Source organism: Parasphingorhabdus sp. (assembly GCF_036963805.1).
Classification (GTDB): domain Bacteria; phylum Pseudomonadota; class Alphaproteobacteria; order Sphingomonadales; family Sphingomonadaceae; genus Parasphingorhabdus.
Genome location: NZ_JBALUN010000003.1, coordinates 18,001 through 37,830 on the forward strand (window position 1 = coordinate 18,001; position 19,830 = coordinate 37,830).

Annotated in this window: 14 protein-coding genes; 8 read left to right on the top strand and 6 right to left on the bottom strand. The window is 51.2% G+C overall.

The features are described 5' to 3' along the window. Positions 1–12: 12 nt before the first annotated feature. A complete protein-coding gene (locus tag V7676_RS10055; RefSeq protein ID WP_335659579.1) occupies positions 13–2,220 on the bottom strand; it encodes a penicillin acylase family protein in 2,208 nt (735 codons plus the stop codon). Between the two features lie 161 nt (positions 2,221–2,381). Here V7676_RS10055 and clpB point away from each other — a divergent pair, with 161 nt between their 5' ends. Continuing rightward, positions 2,382–4,967: an ATP-dependent chaperone ClpB gene (gene clpB, locus V7676_RS10060; protein WP_335659580.1), complete on the top strand. Its 2,586-nt coding sequence runs from the start codon at positions 2,382–2,384 to the stop codon at positions 4,965–4,967. 97 nt (positions 4,968–5,064) lie between these two features. On the opposite strand, the gene V7676_RS10065 is transcribed toward clpB, so the two are convergent. After that, positions 5,065–8,052 (bottom strand): TonB-dependent receptor domain-containing protein, encoded by a 2,988-nt coding sequence (locus V7676_RS10065; protein WP_335659581.1) that lies wholly within the window; start codon positions 8,050–8,052, stop codon positions 5,065–5,067. A gap of 329 nt (positions 8,053–8,381) precedes the next feature. Between V7676_RS10065 and V7676_RS10070 the strand changes: the two genes are divergently transcribed. Beyond that, the gene (locus V7676_RS10070; protein WP_335659582.1) at positions 8,382–8,861 is read left to right on the top strand and encodes a hypothetical protein; all 480 of its coding nucleotides are present in this window, start codon (positions 8,382–8,384) and stop codon (positions 8,859–8,861) included. A 32-nt stretch (positions 8,862–8,893) separates the two neighbouring features. Here V7676_RS10070 and V7676_RS10075 read toward each other — a convergent pair whose 3' ends face one another. From V7676_RS10075 to xseA, 3 genes are all read right to left on the bottom strand, one after another. Then, complete coding sequence (locus tag V7676_RS10075; protein ID WP_335659583.1) at positions 8,894–9,775, bottom strand: M23 family metallopeptidase; 882 nt, start codon at positions 9,773–9,775, stop codon at positions 8,894–8,896. 2 nt (positions 9,776–9,777) lie between these two features. Further along, a complete protein-coding gene (locus V7676_RS10080; protein WP_335659584.1) occupies positions 9,778–9,984 on the bottom strand; it encodes a DUF2093 domain-containing protein in 207 nt (68 codons plus the stop codon). A gap of 77 nt (positions 9,985–10,061) precedes the next feature. Next, positions 10,062–11,567, bottom strand: coding sequence for an exodeoxyribonuclease VII large subunit (gene xseA, locus V7676_RS10085; protein ID WP_335659585.1), 1,506 nt, complete (start codon positions 11,565–11,567; stop codon positions 10,062–10,064). Here xseA and purD point away from each other — a divergent pair. Continuing rightward, positions 11,566–12,846, top strand: a complete 1,281-nt coding sequence (gene purD / locus V7676_RS10090) for a phosphoribosylamine--glycine ligase (RefSeq protein WP_335659586.1) — start codon at positions 11,566–11,568, stop codon at positions 12,844–12,846. The genes xseA and purD overlap by 2 nt on opposite strands. Positions 12,847–12,848: 2 nt before the next feature. Here purD and V7676_RS10095 read toward each other — a convergent pair whose 3' ends face one another. After that, positions 12,849–14,027, bottom strand: coding sequence for an FAD-dependent monooxygenase (locus tag V7676_RS10095; protein WP_335659587.1), 1,179 nt, complete (start codon positions 14,025–14,027; stop codon positions 12,849–12,851). Positions 14,028–14,197: 170 nt separating this feature from the next. On the opposite strand from V7676_RS10095, the gene V7676_RS10100 reads away from it, so the two are divergent. The 5 genes from V7676_RS10100 (at position 14,198) to V7676_RS10120 (ending at position 19,816) form a co-directional block, all read left to right on the top strand. Continuing rightward, positions 14,198–15,427, top strand: coding sequence for a DUF3419 family protein (locus V7676_RS10100; protein WP_335659588.1), 1,230 nt, complete (start codon positions 14,198–14,200; stop codon positions 15,425–15,427). A 5-nt stretch (positions 15,428–15,432) separates the two neighbouring features. Continuing rightward, the gene (locus V7676_RS10105; protein WP_335659589.1) at positions 15,433–16,125 is read left to right on the top strand and encodes a class I SAM-dependent methyltransferase; all 693 of its coding nucleotides are present in this window, start codon (positions 15,433–15,435) and stop codon (positions 16,123–16,125) included. A 309-nt stretch (positions 16,126–16,434) separates the two neighbouring features. After that, positions 16,435–18,018, top strand: coding sequence for a vWA domain-containing protein (locus tag V7676_RS10110; protein ID WP_335659590.1), 1,584 nt, complete (start codon positions 16,435–16,437; stop codon positions 18,016–18,018). A gap of 195 nt (positions 18,019–18,213) precedes the next feature. Continuing rightward, the gene (locus V7676_RS10115; protein ID WP_335659591.1) at positions 18,214–18,999 is read left to right on the top strand and encodes an OmpA family protein; all 786 of its coding nucleotides are present in this window, start codon (positions 18,214–18,216) and stop codon (positions 18,997–18,999) included. Positions 19,000–19,189: 190 nt separating this feature from the next. Then, positions 19,190–19,816 (top strand): hypothetical protein, encoded by a 627-nt coding sequence (locus V7676_RS10120; protein ID WP_335659592.1) that lies wholly within the window; start codon positions 19,190–19,192, stop codon positions 19,814–19,816. Positions 19,817–19,830 lie beyond the last annotated feature (14 nt).

Consider the following 19,830-nt stretch of genomic DNA (forward strand, 5'->3'; position numbering starts at 1 on the left):
CTGTCGGCAGAGTTATTTCGCTGTGCGGCTAGCTGATCCGACACGTTTTTCACTCGCCTTGTTTTTTTCCAGTTCGGCCGGATCGAACCAAACGGGTTTCAGCTTTTTGTCCACAAATAGCTGCATCTGGTCCGTATAATGCGGACTATCAGGCCTTGTGGTGGCGGAACCAAATGGCTGTATCGAGCGCGAATGCACTTTGCCCGCTTTATCCCAATCGATAAACATGATGAAGCTATCCCCGTGACGGACGGACAATCGGCCATCGTCCTCAACATTCCATAAAGTTGATGCACGTATCGTATCATTTCCGCCATCAATAGGAAGATCGACTTTTCCCTGACGCAGGCGTAGCACCTTCAGCATCGGCGGATCAATCTTGCCAAAATATTGGGTGAGATGATCCACCGTTTCCTGTAATATCTTCCGGGGATCGGGCAATTTGTCGCGCTGGTAATGGGATTTATTTGCCGGACGAAGCACCATGAGCGCCAATGCATCGGCTGCGCCTTTACCATCGAGGTTCCAATCCCAATTGCCTAACAGCTTTTGTGCTTTGACCAATTGCGGATCATCTTTCAAGTCGAGTGCGGCAATTTTGTCGAGCCAATCCTTCGCATAGCCAGCCTGCACATAAGCCGTGTCATATTTGATCCGGCGGATATCCGCTTCCCCAATTTTCTTGCCCGAGGCGATGGCGGCTTCCAGCAATTGAATTGATCGCCGGGAACGGTTGGTCTCGTCATCTTCTATTCCCATAAGCGGAGAAAATGTGCTGCGATTCAATTCATCGCCCGGTCCCGCTGCGACATAGGGCGTATTATTCGAGTTCATCACATAGCCAGATCGTGGATTAATCAATGCCGGAACACGTGTGAACGGCAAGCTATTCTGCCATACCGCCTTGGAGGTATCACCGGGCAATATCGTCCGCCAATCAAAGCCGGGTGCACGGTCCGGGAACATGGCGTTATAAAACATTCCGATATTGCCACTGGCATCAGCATAAATGAAGTTTGTAGCCGGAACACCCTGCCCCGCCATCGCCGCCTGCCACTCCTCAAAATTACGAGCCTTGTTAATACGGTAATATTGCGTGAGCATGTCGAGTTGATCCATGCCGGCATAGCGAAGCGCATAACCGCCACTGTCGTTCAGGATTACCGGTCCGTGAACAGACCTATAAGCCATTTTCGGATAGGGAATGACAAATGGCCCATATTTTATTTTTAACCAGATGCGCTTTTTCTCTAACGGCAACCACTCGCCATCGAACCTATAGGCATTTTTCTTTTCGTTAAGCGTTAGCTTATAAATATCGATCAAATCTGGCCGGTTGACGGTGTTTGTCCAACCTAGAAATTTATTATGGCCCAGAAATGGGAAAGGCGATCCGGGAAAATTAGCTCCGGCGAAATCCCAGCCTTCCTCGCTATGGACGACCAGTTCATACCAAGCGACATTGCCCCGCAACGGCTGGTGGGAATTGGATATCAGACGGGTCTTACCATCCGATGACCGGTCGGGTACAATCGCATAACCGTTGGAGCCATTTTCATCAGGATCGGTGCCCACAGGGGTCACAATCTTATCCTCACTCAAAGGGTGAACGGTGGGACTTTCAACAGGAACCGACAGGCTAGGGCCACCCTCTCGCTTCAAAGGTTGATTGTTCGACAACGCCTCGATCGGTCCGTCGAGCCCAAAGAAAAAGGGCGAGCGCAGAACAAAGCCTGAAGCTATGTCGCGGCCATTGATCGGGAACAGCTTCGACAGCATAACCTCTTCGGAATGCTCGTCCGCATAAGAATTTAGACCGGAGGCATATCCATCCAACACGGCCCGGACATCTTTTGGTAAATCATCATATTTGCGCTTCACCGTGCCGTCCACATCCAACAAGGCCGCAACATAGTCGATCGGGGCACCTGCCTCGCCATTTAGCGTGGCCATACGTCCGCGTGTCATTGCGGTCACCTCTTGCAACGTCGCAAAATCATCCTCTGCATGGGCATAAGCGACCCCATAGGCCACATCGGCATCTGTTTTTCCAAAAATATGCGGGACGCCGAAATTATCGCGCACGATACGCGCTTCATATTGCCGTAGTGATGGCGGGACCGCCTGGCTTACAGAAAGCGGCTCCCAGATAATCAAGCCAAACGCAACGATGGCCAGCAAAGCGACCAAAACCAGCGCCAAACGCTTCAGTAACTTCACGTATATTTCCTTATGAAAGGCTGCACGATACTAGCACCCTCTTTTACTCAACGACTGACTTACCATATAGCTATCAGATAAAAAGTCACGATTCATGGTTGTGTTACATAAATACAACACCATATCGATTAGACGTAATAATTGCATGACAGGACGAGCATATGAACCTCGAAAAATTTACAGATCGCGCCAAAGGATTTTTGCAATCAGCACAGACCGTGGCCATCCGGATGAACCATCAGCAAATTACGGCTGCGCATCTGCTCAAGGCGCTACTTGAAGATGATCAAGGCATGGCATCCGGTCTGATCGCAAAGGCCGGCGGCAATGCCAAGCAAGCGCATGCTGAAGTTGATACAGCGCTGGATAAAATTCCGGCGGTATCAGGTAGCGGTGCGCAGCAGAAACCGGGGTTGAATAACGACACCGTGCGGGTACTTGATCAGGCAGAACAAATTGCCGAAAAGGCAGGTGATAACTACGTTACGGTGGAACGCCTGCTACTTGCCCTCACTTTGTCCAAGGATACAGCGGCAGGAAAAGCACTTACCGATGCAGGCGTCACGCCGGATGCTCTGAACAGCGCGATCAACGATCTGCGCGGCGGACGTTCTGCAAATACGGCGTCGGCTGAAGATAGCTATGAAGCGATGAAAAAATACGCCCGCGACCTCACCGAAGCGGCGCGTGAAGGCAAGATGGATCCGGTCATCGGCCGGGATGAGGAAATCCGCCGTACCATTCAGATTTTGGCTAGACGTACCAAGAATAACCCCGTTCTGATCGGTGAACCCGGCGTCGGTAAAACCGCAATTGCCGAAGGTTTGGCACTGCGGATAGCCAATGGTGATGTACCGGACAGCTTGAAAGACCGCAGATTGATGGCGCTTGATATGGGCTCACTGATCGCCGGTGCGAAATATCGCGGTGAGTTCGAGGAACGCCTCAAAGCTGTACTCGATGAGGTGCGCGGAGCGGAAGGTGAAATCATCCTGTTCATCGATGAAATGCACACTCTTATCGGCGCTGGTGCATCCGAAGGTTCAATGGATGCCAGCAACCTCCTGAAACCGGCTTTGGCCCGTGGGGAGCTGCATTGCATCGGTGCCACGACATTGGATGAATATCAAAAATATGTTGAAAAAGACCCAGCGCTGCAGCGGCGTTTTCAACCTGTCGTTATTGGCGAGCCGACCGTGGAGGACACGATTTCAATCCTGCGCGGCCTGAAAGAGAAATATGAACTGCATCATGGTGTGCGGATTACCGACGGTGCTTTGGTGAGCGCAGCAACGCTATCCCATCGTTATATTTCCGATCGCTTTCTGCCCGATAAAGCTATCGACCTGATGGACGAAGCGGCATCGCGTATTCGCATGGAAGTAGAGTCAAAGCCGGAGGAAATCGAAACACTCGATCGCCGGATTATCCAGCTCAAGATCGAACGCGAAGCCTTATCTAGGGAAACCGATGATGCTTCAAAAAGCCGTCTCGAAACATTGGAAAAAGAACTCGCGGAGCTCGAACAACATTCCTCCGAGCTAACCACCCGCTGGCAAGGCGAGAAGGATAAAATTCACGCCGAGGCCCAACTCAAGGAACAGCTAGACCATGCCCGTCTTGAACTGGAGCAGGCCGAACGTGCCGGCGACCTCGCCAAGGCAGGGGAGTTGAGCTACGGCACAATACCCAATCTGGAAAAGGCGCTCGAACAAGCCGTTGGGGCAACCGAGGGCGCGATGCTGCGCGAAGAAGTCACTCCCGAAGATATTGCAGCAGTGGTCTCCAAATGGACCGGCATCCCGGTCGACAGGATGCTCGAGGGCGAGCGCGAAAAACTGCTCGCCATGGAAGAGCTGATTGGCAAACGCGTCATTGGACAGACAGACGCGATAAAAGCCGTGTCCGCTGCCGTCCGGCGGTCTCGAGCAGGTTTGCAAGATCCCAATCGTCCACTGGGCAGCTTTCTCTTCCTCGGCCCTACCGGCGTCGGCAAGACCGAATTGACAAAAGCGCTCGCAGGCTTCCTGTTCGATGATGATCAGGCCATGGTCCGCATCGACATGTCCGAATTTATGGAAAAGCATAGTGTCTCCCGCTTAATCGGCGCACCTCCGGGCTATGTCGGCTATGAGGAAGGCGGCGTGCTGACGGAGGCGGTACGGCGGCGGCCTTATCAGGTGATCCTGTTTGACGAAGTCGAAAAGGCGCATGGCGACGTGTTCAACGTCTTGCTGCAAGTTCTTGATGACGGCCGACTGACCGACGGTCAGGGCCGCGTGGTTGATTTTTCCAACACGCTCATCATCCTGACGTCCAATCTCGGTAGCCAATATATGGCCAACATGACGGACGACCAGACCGTACAGGATGTTGAACCGCAGGTAATGGAAGTTGTTCGCGCCCATTTCCGTCCGGAATTTCTGAACCGGTTAGACGAAATCATTCTGTTCCATAGATTGGGCGAAGAACATATGGCACCGATAGTCGAAATTCAGGTTGGCCGGGTCCAAAAACTGCTGAAGGATCGCAAGATTGTCCTCGAACTTAGTGATGCCGCCAAACGTTGGTTGGGCCGGGTCGGTTACGATCCCGTCTATGGCGCAAGGCCGCTGAAACGGGCAATCCAGAAATATCTGCAAGACCCACTGGCGGACATGATCCTGCGCGGTAATGTACCAGACAACAGCACGGTTCAGATTGATGAAGGTGATGGCGCGTTGAAAATGGAAGCACAGAGCGGATAAACTTATTGGGTTCCCGAAGTTGATCTGAACTTTCACTTAGACATAAAAAGGCGGGCTATTTAGCCCGCCTTTTCTTCAAAATTCAAAAACTAAAATCTTAGAACTTTAATTTAACACCGGAGTAAAAACGACGCCCCAAAGCATCATAAGTTCCCGTATCCGCGTCCATTCCCGTAACAGAAGCTCCAGGGATGCTTGCCGTATAGATCGGGCTGTTATTCAAGACATTATCAACGCCTACAAAGAACTCGGCTTGATCGGCAACCATAAAACGGATTTGCGTATCGAGATAAAACTCTGGGTGTAAACGATAATCAGGGTTTTCGCCCGCAAGTACGCCCGTAAATGCATTATCAAGATAAGCTTCACCGATATATGTACCGGTGAATGACCAGCGAACATCGTCCGTGGCAAATACCAAGCGTGAGGTAAAGCGATCTTTTGAAGCACCGACTTCACCAGCGAATGGATCTTTCTCTGCTCCAGGAAGAGGAACCAAGTAACCGGATATGAGGTGCGTATAAGCTACGTTCAAGCTTGCCGATACGGGCGCGCTAAAAAGATTGAAATCTTGAACATAGTTGAACACCACATCGATACCGCGTGTACGATAGCCACCACTATTTGATGAACCACTATTCACTTCATCCAAAGAACCGGCACTATTTGGGCCGGAAACAGCAGGGCGGCGAACGATAAATGCGTCACAAAATGATTGCACACTGCCACCATAGCACTGATCCAGAATGAACTGGCGCGGAGTACTCACGATAGCATCATCGATTTTTACGTCAAAATAATCAACGCTGAGTGTTAGGTTCCGTAGCGCATCAATCGAACGAGGATTAATTACAACACCGGCTGTAAATGTTTTACCCTTTTCTTCCTGCAAAAAAAGATTGCCTCCGTCAAAACCCGTCACGCCTTGGCGGTCGGACTGGTTAACGGTGAACACTCCACCATTAGCGGCAATATTAGCATTCACGCCCACAGCAGCGCGGCAATTATCACCCAGTGCGCCACCGCCAGTCGCCATAATGCCTTCGCATGGATCCTGAACAGTCGGGAACGTTTGGCTTACACCGGAGAATAGTTCACCGATATTTGGCGCACGTACCGTCTGAGCATACATTGCACGGAAGCGAATATCTTCTACAGGAGCCCATTCACCACCAAAGTTGTAGCTATAAGTTGAACCGATAGTGGAGTATTTAGAGTAGCGCGCGGCACCACGAACCGAAAGGTCATGGAAAAATGGTGTATCGGCGATGAGCGGTACCAATACTTCTCCGTAGAACTCATAAACATCGAATTGACCTGAAGTTTGTGGAATAGCATTACCGGCATTTAAACCAAGTTGCGTAAGGGCGTCAGGAATCTCGACAGAAGATTCCCGGCGATATTCACCACCAACAGTAACCGCAATCGGGTTAGCATTTGCTGTCAGAGAAAAAAGCTCTCCCCCAACATTTGCACCAATCTGGGTTTGCTTAATGGTTGAATTAAATGAAGCTGGTGCTTGCAAATAAGCCACTGATTCAGGTGAGAGTGATCCCAAACCAAAGAAGTTTGATGGAACACATCCTTCATTGCGCGCATTTACGTCGGCACATTGAAAACCGCCGCTGCCATCTGGTTCGACTTGCATAGAATTACGAAAATTCTGGACGTTAATTTGACCCGTACCATTTTGTGCAGAGTCGGTTTGACCATAATTGGCAAAAACTTCATAATTCCAGCCTTCGGTAAATTCTCCTTCTGCGCCAACAACGATACGGAATGTTTCGCGTTTTGCAGTGGAAGCTCGCGGACCAAAGTCCAGCAAACGCTTCGTAACAAAAATATCGCGTAATCCATCGCCATTTGTATCAGATGAATCATTATAAATAGCATCTGGCACAAACGGGTTGCGTGTCGCTACGCCACCAACAAGTGTTTCGATGGGCATTTGGCCATCATCATAGGCATCGTCGGTCGCGAAAGCGAAAGGCTCAATATTTGATGTAGCACGCGTGCTTGAAAAGGTGCCCTCCATAAACAGATTGATGGAATCTGATACTTCGTAATTTGCGCGCGTTGCAAAGAGAAAACGTTCGGTAGGAATAGCCAAATAACGGAAAGCATCACGGTTGAAACCATCTGGTCCGATCTGCTGTCCAGCAAATGCACCACAACTAGCAGGAGCCGTACCGCCGTTAGTTGAAAAGCATGGGCGCAACGCTCCCGTTCCGTTGTTTGCGTAAGTAAACTCAGAATTATCGGTAAAATAGCGGCCTTGTGGTGAATAAGACGAGTAGAACGGTCCGGCACGCGTAAACAGGTCAGCATCATTGCCGTTTAAGAGGCCCAAGCTGATGCTATCAGTTCCCGAACGACCGGATTCTGTTTTGTGACCTGATTTAAAAGCCTTACCTTCGTTTGTATAACCAAAATAAGCGACTACGTTACCACGGTCATCCGCAAAATTTCCACCCAAAGTAACACCAGTTGAATATTCGAAGCTATCACCTTCTTCGGTAATACCTACTTGGCCGTCAAGCTGGACGCCTTGAAAGTCTTTCTTGTAAATGAAGTTTACAACACCGGCAACGGCGTCTGAACCATAAACAGCCGAGGCGCTACCGCTGGTCAAAACTTCGACCCGCTCGATAAAGCTCGTAGGAATAGCGTTAAGGTCAACTGCGCCTGAACCTGGAATACCCGATACAAAGCGACGGCCATTTACAAGTACCAGAGTACGATCAACACCAAGGTTACGCAAATCTACGGTAGAAAGGCCTGAACCAGAAACGCTGAACGAGGTGTTCGTGCGAGAGAAAGTTGGTGTACCAAATACCGGATTTTTCAATAATTCTTCTTGAATATTCGTAACGCCCGAAGACTCAATAGCTTCGCTAGAAAGGACTTGAACCGGCGCAGTTGAAATTGCTGCTGCGCCCACGATACGCGAGCCAGTAACAACAATCATGTCGCCCGGTTCTTTGTCAGCGGTTTCTGCATCCTGCGCGAAGGCAGGCGTGGAAACCATTGCGAGTCCAAGCACCATGGGTGCCACAGACGCTTTCAGCTTCGTAAATTTTCTCATTATATTCCAGTCCCTTATTCTGGAGAAATAAGCCACCATGGCTTATTCCGATTGTTGATCGGCGGAAATCAATACGCCCCAAACGCATTGATACTTCCACCGAGTTGCAACTCAGATGCAGCATGGATGGCGGTTCTGTAAAGGACCCGTTCAGGTTCACGCGCAGATTTTGTAGCGAATGTAACTATTTTGCCACAGTTTTGTAACATAAGCGCTACGGAGTATTTCGACGAATATTGGTTGTGAGTTTTTATGCTAGTGTTTACCCCATCTGCTTTAGTGGCGCAGATCATCGTCGAAACGGATATCAGAATAGGAAGGCCAACGACATGAAGAATACTATCGCCCCTACAGTACTTTATGGCTGCACCGCCATATTTACTCTCGCGCCGTCGGTCCTGCTTGCCAAAGACAATGATGAAATGACAGCACCTCTCGCAATTTTTCAGGCGGTTCTAGATTGTAGGGAAGTCATTGAGTCGATGACACGTCTTGCCTGTTTTGATGAGAAAGTAGAAACTTTGGCCGTGGCGAACGATAACAAAGAGATTATACTAGCCGATAAAGGACAAATTAAAGAGGAACGTATCGAACGGCTGGAAACAACCGTAATCTCAGCGAGCAAGTTTGGATTTGGCAAATGGGTTATCACACTTGCCGAAGGTGGCACTTGGCAACAAACAGACAGTGTGCGATTAATTAGAGATCCACGTCCCGGAGATCCCGTAACCATAAAGACGGGCGCTATTGGAAGCTATATGGCTAATATTAATGGCCAACGAGCGATCCGGGTCAAACAAATAAAGTAAGTCATTAGAAAATCGCTCCTACCACATCTGACCTACTGCATTGGCCCCGTCAGCAAGAACGGATCGATTCGAGCGTCATTCCATTTCATGGACCAGTGCAGATGCGGGCCGGTCGCACGGCCGGTTGCGCCGATACGGCCAATAGGTTCCCCGCGTTTCACTTTTTGGCCTTCCGTGACTAGAATCTCGGACGCGTGGAGAAACGCACTGTTCAGCCCCATGCCATGATCGATCATCAGCAAATTGCCTTCCAGCGAGAAGGGTTTATCTGCTGCCAGCGTTACGACACCATCTGCAGGTGCGACAAAATAGGCGCCGGTGCTGCCTGCAATATCTACACCGCTATGATAGCTACCCGGTTCCCCTTTATAGACACGCTGTGATCCGAACATGCCGGAGATACGGCCTTTGGCTGGCCATATAAAAGTCTGACGCCAGCCTTTGCTTTCGCTTTTAATCTGACGCGCGGCGTTAATCTGTTCCAACTCTGGCCGCCGCAGTTCCATAAAGGCTGCACTGGGGCCGCCGCTGCGCTTGGCTATGTTGATATGCTCAATTTTCCACTCGCGAGGGGCGATGTTGAAAAATTTCTTGATCGTCTGTCCATTTTCCAGCGTCGCAATCATTTGCGCGGATTGCTCGGCGTCGCGGTTGAAAGCGATAATAAACTTACCGTCCTCATCCACCGGAACCGGCTGGCCGTCAAAAGACAGACTGCGCGTACCGGCCGGCGCATCACCGAGCATCACACCGCCCTGAATTTCTTGTCCGGTAAAACCAAATTTTACGGCTTTGCGAAAAGCAGATTCTTCCACATCTAACGATTCCGCCAATGTCGACGACAAAGGCAAAGACACCGCAACAACCGCAGCCAAAGCCAGTGAACCCAGAATAATGCTATTTTTCCTCCGCATGATCATTCCCCTGCTGGTAAATGAGCCTGAGCGGAAATCTGTGCCGTGGCATAAGGTTCCTGTTTCTCCACGCTCCAATAGCGAAGCTCATCCAACGGTATCTGTTCGCCTGAAACCGAGCATAAGACATGGTCGCCGGACGAAATCGGCCGAAAACCATTGGGCATATAGTGGAGCTTTGCCACTTTGTTGCGATTAGACATTAACATAAGTAAACCTTACTCTCCGTAGCATTTACCAGCGATTTACAGGTAATTATTTACGACTTTCATAACAAATAAAATAGCTAGAACAAATCCTGTTGCCTGTCATCCGGCGGTTTTTTGATACCGGTGGCCGATGACTTCGCTGTGGGCATGGTTGTTTTGGGGGTCACCTTGGGGCTTGCAACCGGTTCATCAGTGATCTGCGCAGCGACCTTACCATCATAAAAATGTAGGTTCACGGCGCCAGCAGCTATCGCCGCTTCACGGCTACCTATGAAACTATGATCCAACGCAGAAACCCTCGCATAACCGCGCTTCAGCGGGCCATCTGGTGACACTTGTTGCGCCAGCCGCCAGAGACTATCGAGCCGCTGCCGTGCATCTTCCAACGGACGTTTCACCAATGTTACCGGCAAATCCAACCGGTCCAGACGACCCTGGGCTGCATCCAGCCGTTGCCGCAGCATAGCGGGCCTTAACGCCCCTTCCGACGCCGAAAAACGGCTGCGCGCCTGAGCAACATTTTGGCCCATCGCATATTTCATTCCATCCGACAGTTCATCCACCCGCTGTTGATGCGGGCGCAGTAAATCCGTGAGAGCGGGCATCAGGCGGCGCTGTGCTTCCAACCGCTCTTGCGCTGTTGCAAATCCGCGCTGCACCGAACGCGCCATCCGCGCCTTGGTTTCGCTCAGCGATGCTAGCCATTCGGCACGTACCGGAACCGCCATTTCCGCTGCAGCGGTTGGAGTGGGCGCACGCAAATCAGCGGCAAAATCGCAAAGCGTCGTATCTGTTTCGTGGCCAACTGCGGAAATTACGGGAATCGAACAATTCGCGACAGCGCGCACTACTTCTTCCTCGTTAAAGCTCCACAAATCTTCGATAGAACCACCACCACGCGCAACGATGACTAGATCAGGCCGCACCAATGCGCCGCCATCTTCCATATTCGAAAAACCGTTAATGGCCGCTGCAATCTGCTTCGCCGCCCCTTCACCTTGTACCAATACCGGCCACACAATCACATGACTGGGGCAACGGTCGGCCAGCCGGTGTAATATGTCGCGGATGACTGATCCGGTCGGTGACGTCACCACGCCAATGGTTTTTGGCAAAAACGGAATAGGGCGTTTGCGGTCTTGATCAAAGAGTCCCTCGCCCTGCAGCTTCGCCTTCAGCTTTTCGAACAATTGCATCAGCGCGCCTTCGCCCGCCAATTCCATCTTTTCGATCACAACCTGATATTTGGACCGCCCAGGATAAGTGGTGAGTTTGCCAGAGACGACAACTTCAATCCCGTCCTCTGGTTGAAATGGCAACCGTCCAGCATTGCCCTTCCACATCACGCCATCAAGCAAGGCTTTGTCATCTTTAAGCGCCAAATAGACATGCCCTGAAGCCGCACGTTTATAACCCGAAATCTCGCCCCGAATGCGTACATAGCCAAAACGGTCCTCGACCACCCGCTTCAATGATCCAGAAATTTCTGACACAGATAAAGGAGCAGCATTGTCGCCAGCGCCGCTCTCCGCTAACAGCCCCCCACCCAATAATTTTTCGTCTAAAGAGAGGGAATCGTCCATGAATATCCTGTTGCTCGGGTCCGGTGGCCGTGAACATGCCTTGGCATGGAAGCTGGCGCAATCCCCGTCGGTGGAGAAATTTTTCGCCAGCCCCGGAAATCCCGGTATCGCCGATCATGCAGAATGCGTGAAACTGGATGTTCTGAATCATGCCGCGGTGATATTATTTTGCGGCCTCCATGAGATAGATCTGGTCATTATCGGACCGGAAGCTCCGCTGGTCGATGGACTGGCCGAAAGCCTGCGAACCGCAGACATATGGGTATTCGGACCGGACAAAGCCCCTGCTCGATTGGAAGGTTCGAAAGGTTTTACCAAAGATCTTTGCACCCGCGCCAATATTCCAACTGCGGGCTATGTTCGCACCACTAACCTGCCGGATGCACTGACCGCACTCGAAAATTTCTCGATTCCCGTCGTGATTAAAGCCGACGGACTGGCCGCCGGTAAAGGCGTCATCATCGCAGAAACCGGCGAGCAGGCACAAGAAGCAATCACAATGATGTTCGATGGCGGATTCGGCGATGCCGGTGCAGAAGTGGTGATCGAAGAATTTCTAACCGGAGAGGAAGCGAGTTTCTTTGCTATTACCGACGGGAAAAACGTCATTCCCTTTGGCACGGCGCAAGATCATAAACGCGTTGGAGAAGGTGATGTTGGCCCAAATACCGGCGGCATGGGCGCTTATAGCCCGGCCCCTGTCCTCACGCCCGCTTTGCAAAAACAGGTGATGGACGAAATCATCCAACCCACGGTCGACACACTAGCTGCGGAAGGCACGCCTTATAGCGGCGTTCTATTTGCCGGCCTGATGCTAACCGACACAGGTCCGCAGCTCATCGAATATAATGCCCGTTTTGGTGATCCCGAATGTCAGGTGCTGATGATGCGGCTCAAATCCGATCTAGCCGCAATCATGCTCGCGACCGCCAAGTGTGAGCTCGACCAAGCAAGCACCCCGACTTTTGAATCACAAACGGCGTTAACCGTCGTAATGGCAGCCAAAGGCTATCCAGCCGACCCTGAGAAAGGCGGAGAAATCCGCAATATCACGAGCGCCGAACAGGAAGGTGCGAAAATCTTCCACGCGGGAACCGCAGAAGTAGATGGCAATCTAGTAGCCAGTGGCGGCCGCGTGCTAACCGTCACTGCAATGGGCGACAATGCCACCGAAGCTCAGGCTAAAGCCTATGCTGCGGTAGATCAGATTGATTTTAAAAGCGGATTTTGCCGCCGTGATATCGGCTGGAGAGAGGTTGCCCGCGAAGCGTCAGCCTAAATTTAGGCTGTCACGTCATGGCCATAGAGCCACGCCAGTTTCTGGTTTGCCAGGTCGGGCTTAATCTTGTTCGCGAGCCACATCGGACCATAGGTGGTTAGCTTTCCCCTCGCCGTGCGCTGATGAAACATCTCCATATTCGTCCGGGCAGCGGCTTGCACTTTGGCGGTGCGGTCGTGCCGGGCCTCAAAATAGGCGCTCAGCGCAGCATCAATGCCTTCCTTTTTCGCCAGACAGCGGGCCAGAACATAGCCATCTTCAATTGCCTGAACCGCCCCTTGCGCCATGAAGGGCAGCATTGGGTGGCAGGCATCTCCCAATAGGGTAACCCGGCCATCAACCCACTGGTTCAGGGGTGCGCGGTCAAATAAAGCCCAGCGGTAAAAGCTATCGGCCTGTTCCAACAGAGTCGTGATAGTCGGATGCCAACCGGCAAAATCGGCCAGCGCATCGGCACGGCTGCCTTGTTCGGTCCAGCTTTCATTCTTCCAGTCATCCCGCTCGACCACCCCGACAAAATTGGCTAGCTTTCCGCCGCGTAACAAATAAGTGACCGCATGCTTGCCCTCGCCAAACCATGCACTAGAAACAGGGAGCGGAGCATTCCGGCCTAGTTTTTCAACGGGAACGACGGCACGCCAAGCCACATTTCCGGTAAAAACAGGTGCCTCGGCACCGATCATTTGCGACCGAATGACCGACCGGATGCCATCCGCCCCCACAAGGACATCGCCTGCCACTTTCGATCCATCCGCCAAAAACGCCCATGCCTCGTCTTTATTTTGTCCATAGCCAGTGACTGTCACACCGGTTCTGATCCCGCCGGATATCCGGTCAGCCAGAGCCTCTTTCAATATATCTAACAAATCAGCCCGGTGAATATGCAAATAGGGTGCACCGAATGTCGCTTCATATTCCGCTGTCGAAGCGGTAAAAATAGGCTGACCGGACTGGCCCATCCGAAACTGGGTAGCTCTTGGACGAAAACCAGCGGCTTCAATTTGCCCATCGATGCCGAGCGCGCGCATCACCTTCATGCCGTTTGGACTAATTTGAATGCCGGCGCCGACTTCCCCTAATTCTGCTGCTTGTTCGCATATCTCGACATCCCAGCCCAATTTATGGAAACATAGCGCGGCATTTAATCCGCCAATACCCCCCCCTGCAATCACCGCTTTCATAAGATAAATCCTAGTTGCGGACACTATAATACAAGCGTGCTTCCCTGCAAATGGTCATTGGGGATTATTCCGCCGATAAGCTGCGTCTTAATCCTGTCATCTGACCGTAATACCAACGTCAACTCCGGGGCGTAACTGCAAAAGATCATAAACATATTCTCGGAGGCCTCATGAACGAGCTGGTCGGTCAGGTAAAACAATCCACTATTTTAAACGATGCGATTCTTCAGAACCGGCGGGCCAGCCGAACCGGTGTACTGGAACGGTTTTTCTCTTTGCTGTTCCGCGGGCTCGTTTATCCGCAAATCTGGGAAGATCCGGTTGTCGATATGGAGGCCTTACAGATCCAGCCCGATTCCCACATTGTCACCATCGCCAGCGGTGGCTGTAACGTTTTGTCCTATTTGCGCGACAATCCGGCGAAAATCACCGCCGTTGATCTGAACCGCGCGCATATTGCGCTTAATCGACTAAAATATGTGGCGGCGCAGAATCTGGATTCCCATGATGATTTCTACCGTTTCTTCGGAAATGCGCGTCACCGCGACAATATCGCACTTTATCGAACTAAAATCCGGCCGGTGCTGGATGAGGAAAGTCGGAAATATTGGGATAATCGTGATGGTTTGGGGCGAAAACGAATAAATGGCTTCGCCACCGGCTTTTATCGCAAAGGGCTGCTGGGTAATTTTATCGGTCTGGTACATCTGGTGGGGCGCCTCGGCGGCGCGCGGCCTAGACTGTTGATGACGGCCAAAACCCATGAGGAACAAATTACATTATTCGACCGGCATATCGGTCCGCTTTTTCAGGGGAGAATGTTGCGATTCCTATGTTCTAACCCTGCGTCCCTATTTGGCCTTGGCATTCCGCCCGCACAATATCGTGCGCTGGCCGGGGATCGCCATATGGCCGATGTGCTCTATGAGCGTACCCGCAAACTGGCCTGCGATTTCGATCTCAAAGACAATTATTTTGCGCAACAGGCTTTTGGCCGTAGCTATAATGGGCCGCAACCAGGGTCAGTTCCTCCTTATCTGGAAGAGAATAGCTTTGGCTGGGTGAAAGAACGCGCCGGTTGCGTCGAGATAAAGCATCAGAATTTTGTCGACTATCTCGCCAGTCAGGATGCCGGGTCTCTGGACCGCTATGTTCTCTTGGATGCCCAAGACTGGATGACAGACACGCAGCTCAACCGCCTATGGGGTGAAATTACCCGCACGGCCAAGCCGGGTGCCCGCGTATTATTCCGCACTGCTGACAAACCAACATTATTGCCGGGGCGGGTCAACGGCGAACTTCTCGACCAATGGCATTATGCGGAACAAGAATCACTAGAATATACGCGAAAAGACCGTTCGGCCATATATGGCGGCGTCCATCTCTATTGGCTCAAATGAGCCTGATGAACGACATTACGGAATCACGGAAAAGCGCACGTCACGCTGCACTGATGAACCGCGTCTATCGTAGCCAGAAACATATTTATGATGCGACCCGCAAATATTATCTGCTGGGGCGCGATGAGCTGATCGCGGACCTCAATCCGCCGCAAAGTGCGCATATATTGGAATTAGGATGCGGGACCGCGCGGAACTTGTTGAAAGCTGCCGAAATATGGCCACATGCAGAATTTTACGGCCTCGACATTTCATCGACCATGTTAAATATCGCGCGCAACAAGGTTGCTGAAAGCCAGCTTAATGACAGGATCACCCTATCCGAAGGCGATGCCGAGCATCCCGTGATCTATTCAGGCGCCGATGATAAGAAATTTGACCGAATTTTTCTGTCCTTCTGCCTTTCAATGATACCGGACTGGCAAGCTGTTATCCAACAGTCGATTGGGCTCTTACGAAACAATGGCGAACTCCATATTGTGGATTTTGGTCAATCCGCAAAATTGCCAAACTTGTTCCGCCGACTATTAATGGGGTGGCTCGCGAAGTTTCACGTCGCACCACGCCGCGATCTTCCTGCCTATTTAGAAAAACTGGAAACGGAGCTTCCGATCAGGGTCGAATTTCAGTCCCTGTATCGCGATTATAGTTGGCGCTTCAAAATCCGCCGGATACCCGATTCGACCAATAATGTGTAAGCCTTAGATCCGACGCAACATGTGACAACATATCAATTGTTCATAATCCAGTCAGCTTGCTTGCACCACCTTCTGTCCCAGGTCGGATATAACGGGAGCGGACAATCATGCGGCATTATTCAAAACTTTCCAAAACTTTATGCGGAATTGCGGCAATAAGCCTAATCTGTGTGCCCGGAGTTGTGCCCTTGGAAGCCCAATCTATGCAAGTCCAAAAACAAGGGGGGCCAGCCTGACCTCGTCCAGCGGCCAGGGCATCACCCCGTCAATTGCAGTATCTTTTCGCGGCGGGATAATGGCAGTATTCAGGTGACCAGCACGAGGAGCGTTCGTCCCGGCGGAATGCAGCAAGCCATACCCCCGAGCCCACCACCGCCGCCTCCGCCAACGGCATCATCTGTAAGCAAAGCCATTGCGAGTGGATCTATAGTTCACCATCGCCGAATTCAGCGGCCCCAACCTTATCCCTATCCGCTTCCTCGTCCACCGCAGTCGCAAGATCACGAAAAATACGCTGGTAAAGAGGTTGCTAGCATCAAAAGAGTAGCCGACGAACCAGTCTCCACCTTCGCCGTAGACGTCGATACCGGCAGCTATTCGAACGTGCGCCGTTTTCTCAATGACGGAAGAATGCCTCCGGAAGCGGCCGTCCGTACCGAAGAGATGATCAATTATTTCCGCTATGATTATCCCAAGCCATCGAGCCGGGAAGCGCCCTTCAGCGTCACTACGGATATTTCCACCACGCCGTGGAACGACGCTAGTCGTCTGCTCCGCATCGGTTTGCGCGGTTACGACGTAAATAGCGACGAGCGGCCGCGCGCTAACTTAGTCTTTTTAGTTGATGTCTCCGGATCGATGAGCAGCAAGGACAAGCTACCCCTCGTCAAATCCACACTAACATCTCTTGCCAATGAACTGCGCAGTGATGACCGCGTATCGATTGTCGTCTATTCCGGCACAGTCGGTCTGCTGCTGTCACCAACCTCGAACAAGGATCACATTAAGGAAGCGGTCGATTGCCTTTATGCCAATGGTTCTACGGCTGGTGGTGATGCGCTCAAGCTAGCATATTCCACTGCGCGTCGGAATTTTCTGAAGGGCGGGATTAATCGTATCATCATGGCCACTGATGGCGACTTTAATGTCGGTACATCCAACACGGATGAGCTTAAGAAAATTGTTGGGAAAGAGCGGGAATCCGGTGTCAACCTAACGATGCTTGGCTATGGCACCGGCAATATACGAGATGAATTAATGGAGGGTATCGCCAATGTTGGTAATGGTAATTACGCCTATATCGACAGTGCGATGGAAGCTCAAAAAGTGTTGGGGGATGAGCTCAGCTCGACGCTTTTCACCATCGCCAAGGACGTCAAAATCCAGATCGAGTTTAACCCGGAACATGTGAAAGAATATCGGCTAATCGGCTATGAAAACCGCCTGCTTGCCGAGGAGGATTTCGACAATGATAAAATTGATGCCGGTGATATTGGTGCGGGCCATCAGGTCACGGCGCTTTATGAAATCATGCCCGCCAAATCATCAGGCTGGCTTCCAGAACGCCGCTATCCCGCCAATCGCGTGGTGAAACGGCAACCGAACTTTAACGGCGAAATGGCGCAGGTAAAATTACGCTATAAATTGCCAGGCAGCGACAAATCACGCCTTATCCAGCGGCAGATCGCAGCGAGTGAATTGCGTAACGCATCAACGCCGCGCGGCGACATGGCCTTTGCTGTCGCGGTCGCCGCTTTTGGTCAAAAACTGCGCGGCGACAAATATATCGGTGATTTTGATTTCCGCAATATTCAAATATTATCGGGAAATGGTGGTGATTTTTGGCGACAGGAATTCCGCAAATTAAATGATTTAGCGCGCAATCAAAGCTGATCTCTGATTCGCGAAAAGCCCAATATATTCCCGAAGAGCGTTAACCTGTTAACCATCTTTGGTAGTTAATTGTCTCAAATAGGGACAATTACAGCCCGGCTCATCGGATATTTGACAGTTGTACCAAATAGCCGAACTGGACTCATCCCTATTTATCCTTCATTTTAAAGGATAAACCAAATTGACGCTAATTAAGTGAGGGATTCCGTAATGGAAGTTGAGGGCAAGATATTAACCGGCATAGCCGCAACAGCGCTTTTGGCGTTGGTCGGACATTATGGCACGGGTGATAAATATATCTCTGGTCTGGAAAATACGGTGAAAACCGAATTGACCGCACAAGGCATGGACAGCGTTAACGTTTCGTTCGCGCACTCTCCCTTGTCCCGTAAAGCTGTATTGGATGGCGATGTCTCTGATGAGGTGAAACAAAAAGCACTGAATGCGGTTTCAGAAATATCCGGCGTGTCCAGCGCCGTTTGGGTAGGGAACGGCGTGCTCGCCGATACTGAAACAAGTATAAAAGCTGGCGATGGAGGCAAAGCTCTTGATCCTGCGGCCCAGACCGTTGTTAAAAAATGCCAAGCTAGCGTCGACAAAGCCATGGAAGGTAAAAAACTGAGCTTCCGATCTGGCAGCGCCTATGTTTCCCCAGCATCGAACAAACTGCTCGATGAAGTGGCCGCAGCCCTAAAACCCTGCTCTGGTCTAACAATTGACGTAGGTGGCCACACCGACGGCGCCGGTAATGCAGAGGTAAATAAAATATTGTCTCAGGAACGTGCCGACCGGGTACGTGCCGGTCTTATTGAGCGCGGAATAGCCGAAAATCTAGTCACTTCCACCGGCTATGGTGCTGAACGGCCGCTGGCCAAGGGCCGTGGTGCAGAAGCCGATGCACAAAACCGACGCATAGAATTAAAAGCGCGAACCGCAGATGCAAAAACTTCAAATAATGAGAATTCGCAACAGGGGGAATGAATCATGCCACTATTATTAGAAAATTTGTTGCTCCTTCTCGTGACTTTTGCAATTGGCCTCGGGATTGGCTGGCTCATCTGGGGCCGCGATCGTGACGAGATTTGATTGTAGCTTTTGAATGGAAACGGTTTGCAGCGCAAATGATGCCGCTCAGCCGACCATATAGTTTTGAATATAGGGGTTTAATATAATGATATCGCTGATTTCTGCAAATTGGCTGCTATTCCTGATCGCATTGGTGATTGGCATAGTCACAGCATTCTGGACATGGGCAGCATCAGGCCGTGAAGGCACTACGCGGCGTTTCAATGCCGATGATGGCTTGTTGAACAAAGCGGGTGATGCCGTTGCACCAGAACCGGTACCGATTGTTCCGGCACCTACTCCTACGCCGCCACCGGCACCGAAGCCAGAACCCGCTCCAAAGCTGGTACCGGAAACTCCCGCAGCAGCACCGGTGGCTGCCGCTAGCGCTCCTATAGCAGAACCCACACCACGCCCACGCAAGCGGCCGGTTGTTGCCGACACACCGGCTCCACCACCAACAGGCAAGCCCAAAATCGCACCGGCAACGGGTGATCCGGACAATTTGCGTTTGATCAAGGGTGTAGGCCCCAAATTAAATACCCTGCTCAATAATCTTGGTATCACACGCTATGATCAAATTGCGGAATGGCGCGAAGCTGAGATTCAGGAAGTCGACCAGTATCTGGAAAGCTTTAGCGGCCGGATTACCCGTGATTCCTGGATTGATCAGGCAAAATATCTCGCCAAAGATGATATTGCTGGCTTCGAAAAGAAATATGGTAAGCTCTGATATCATTGCTTAAG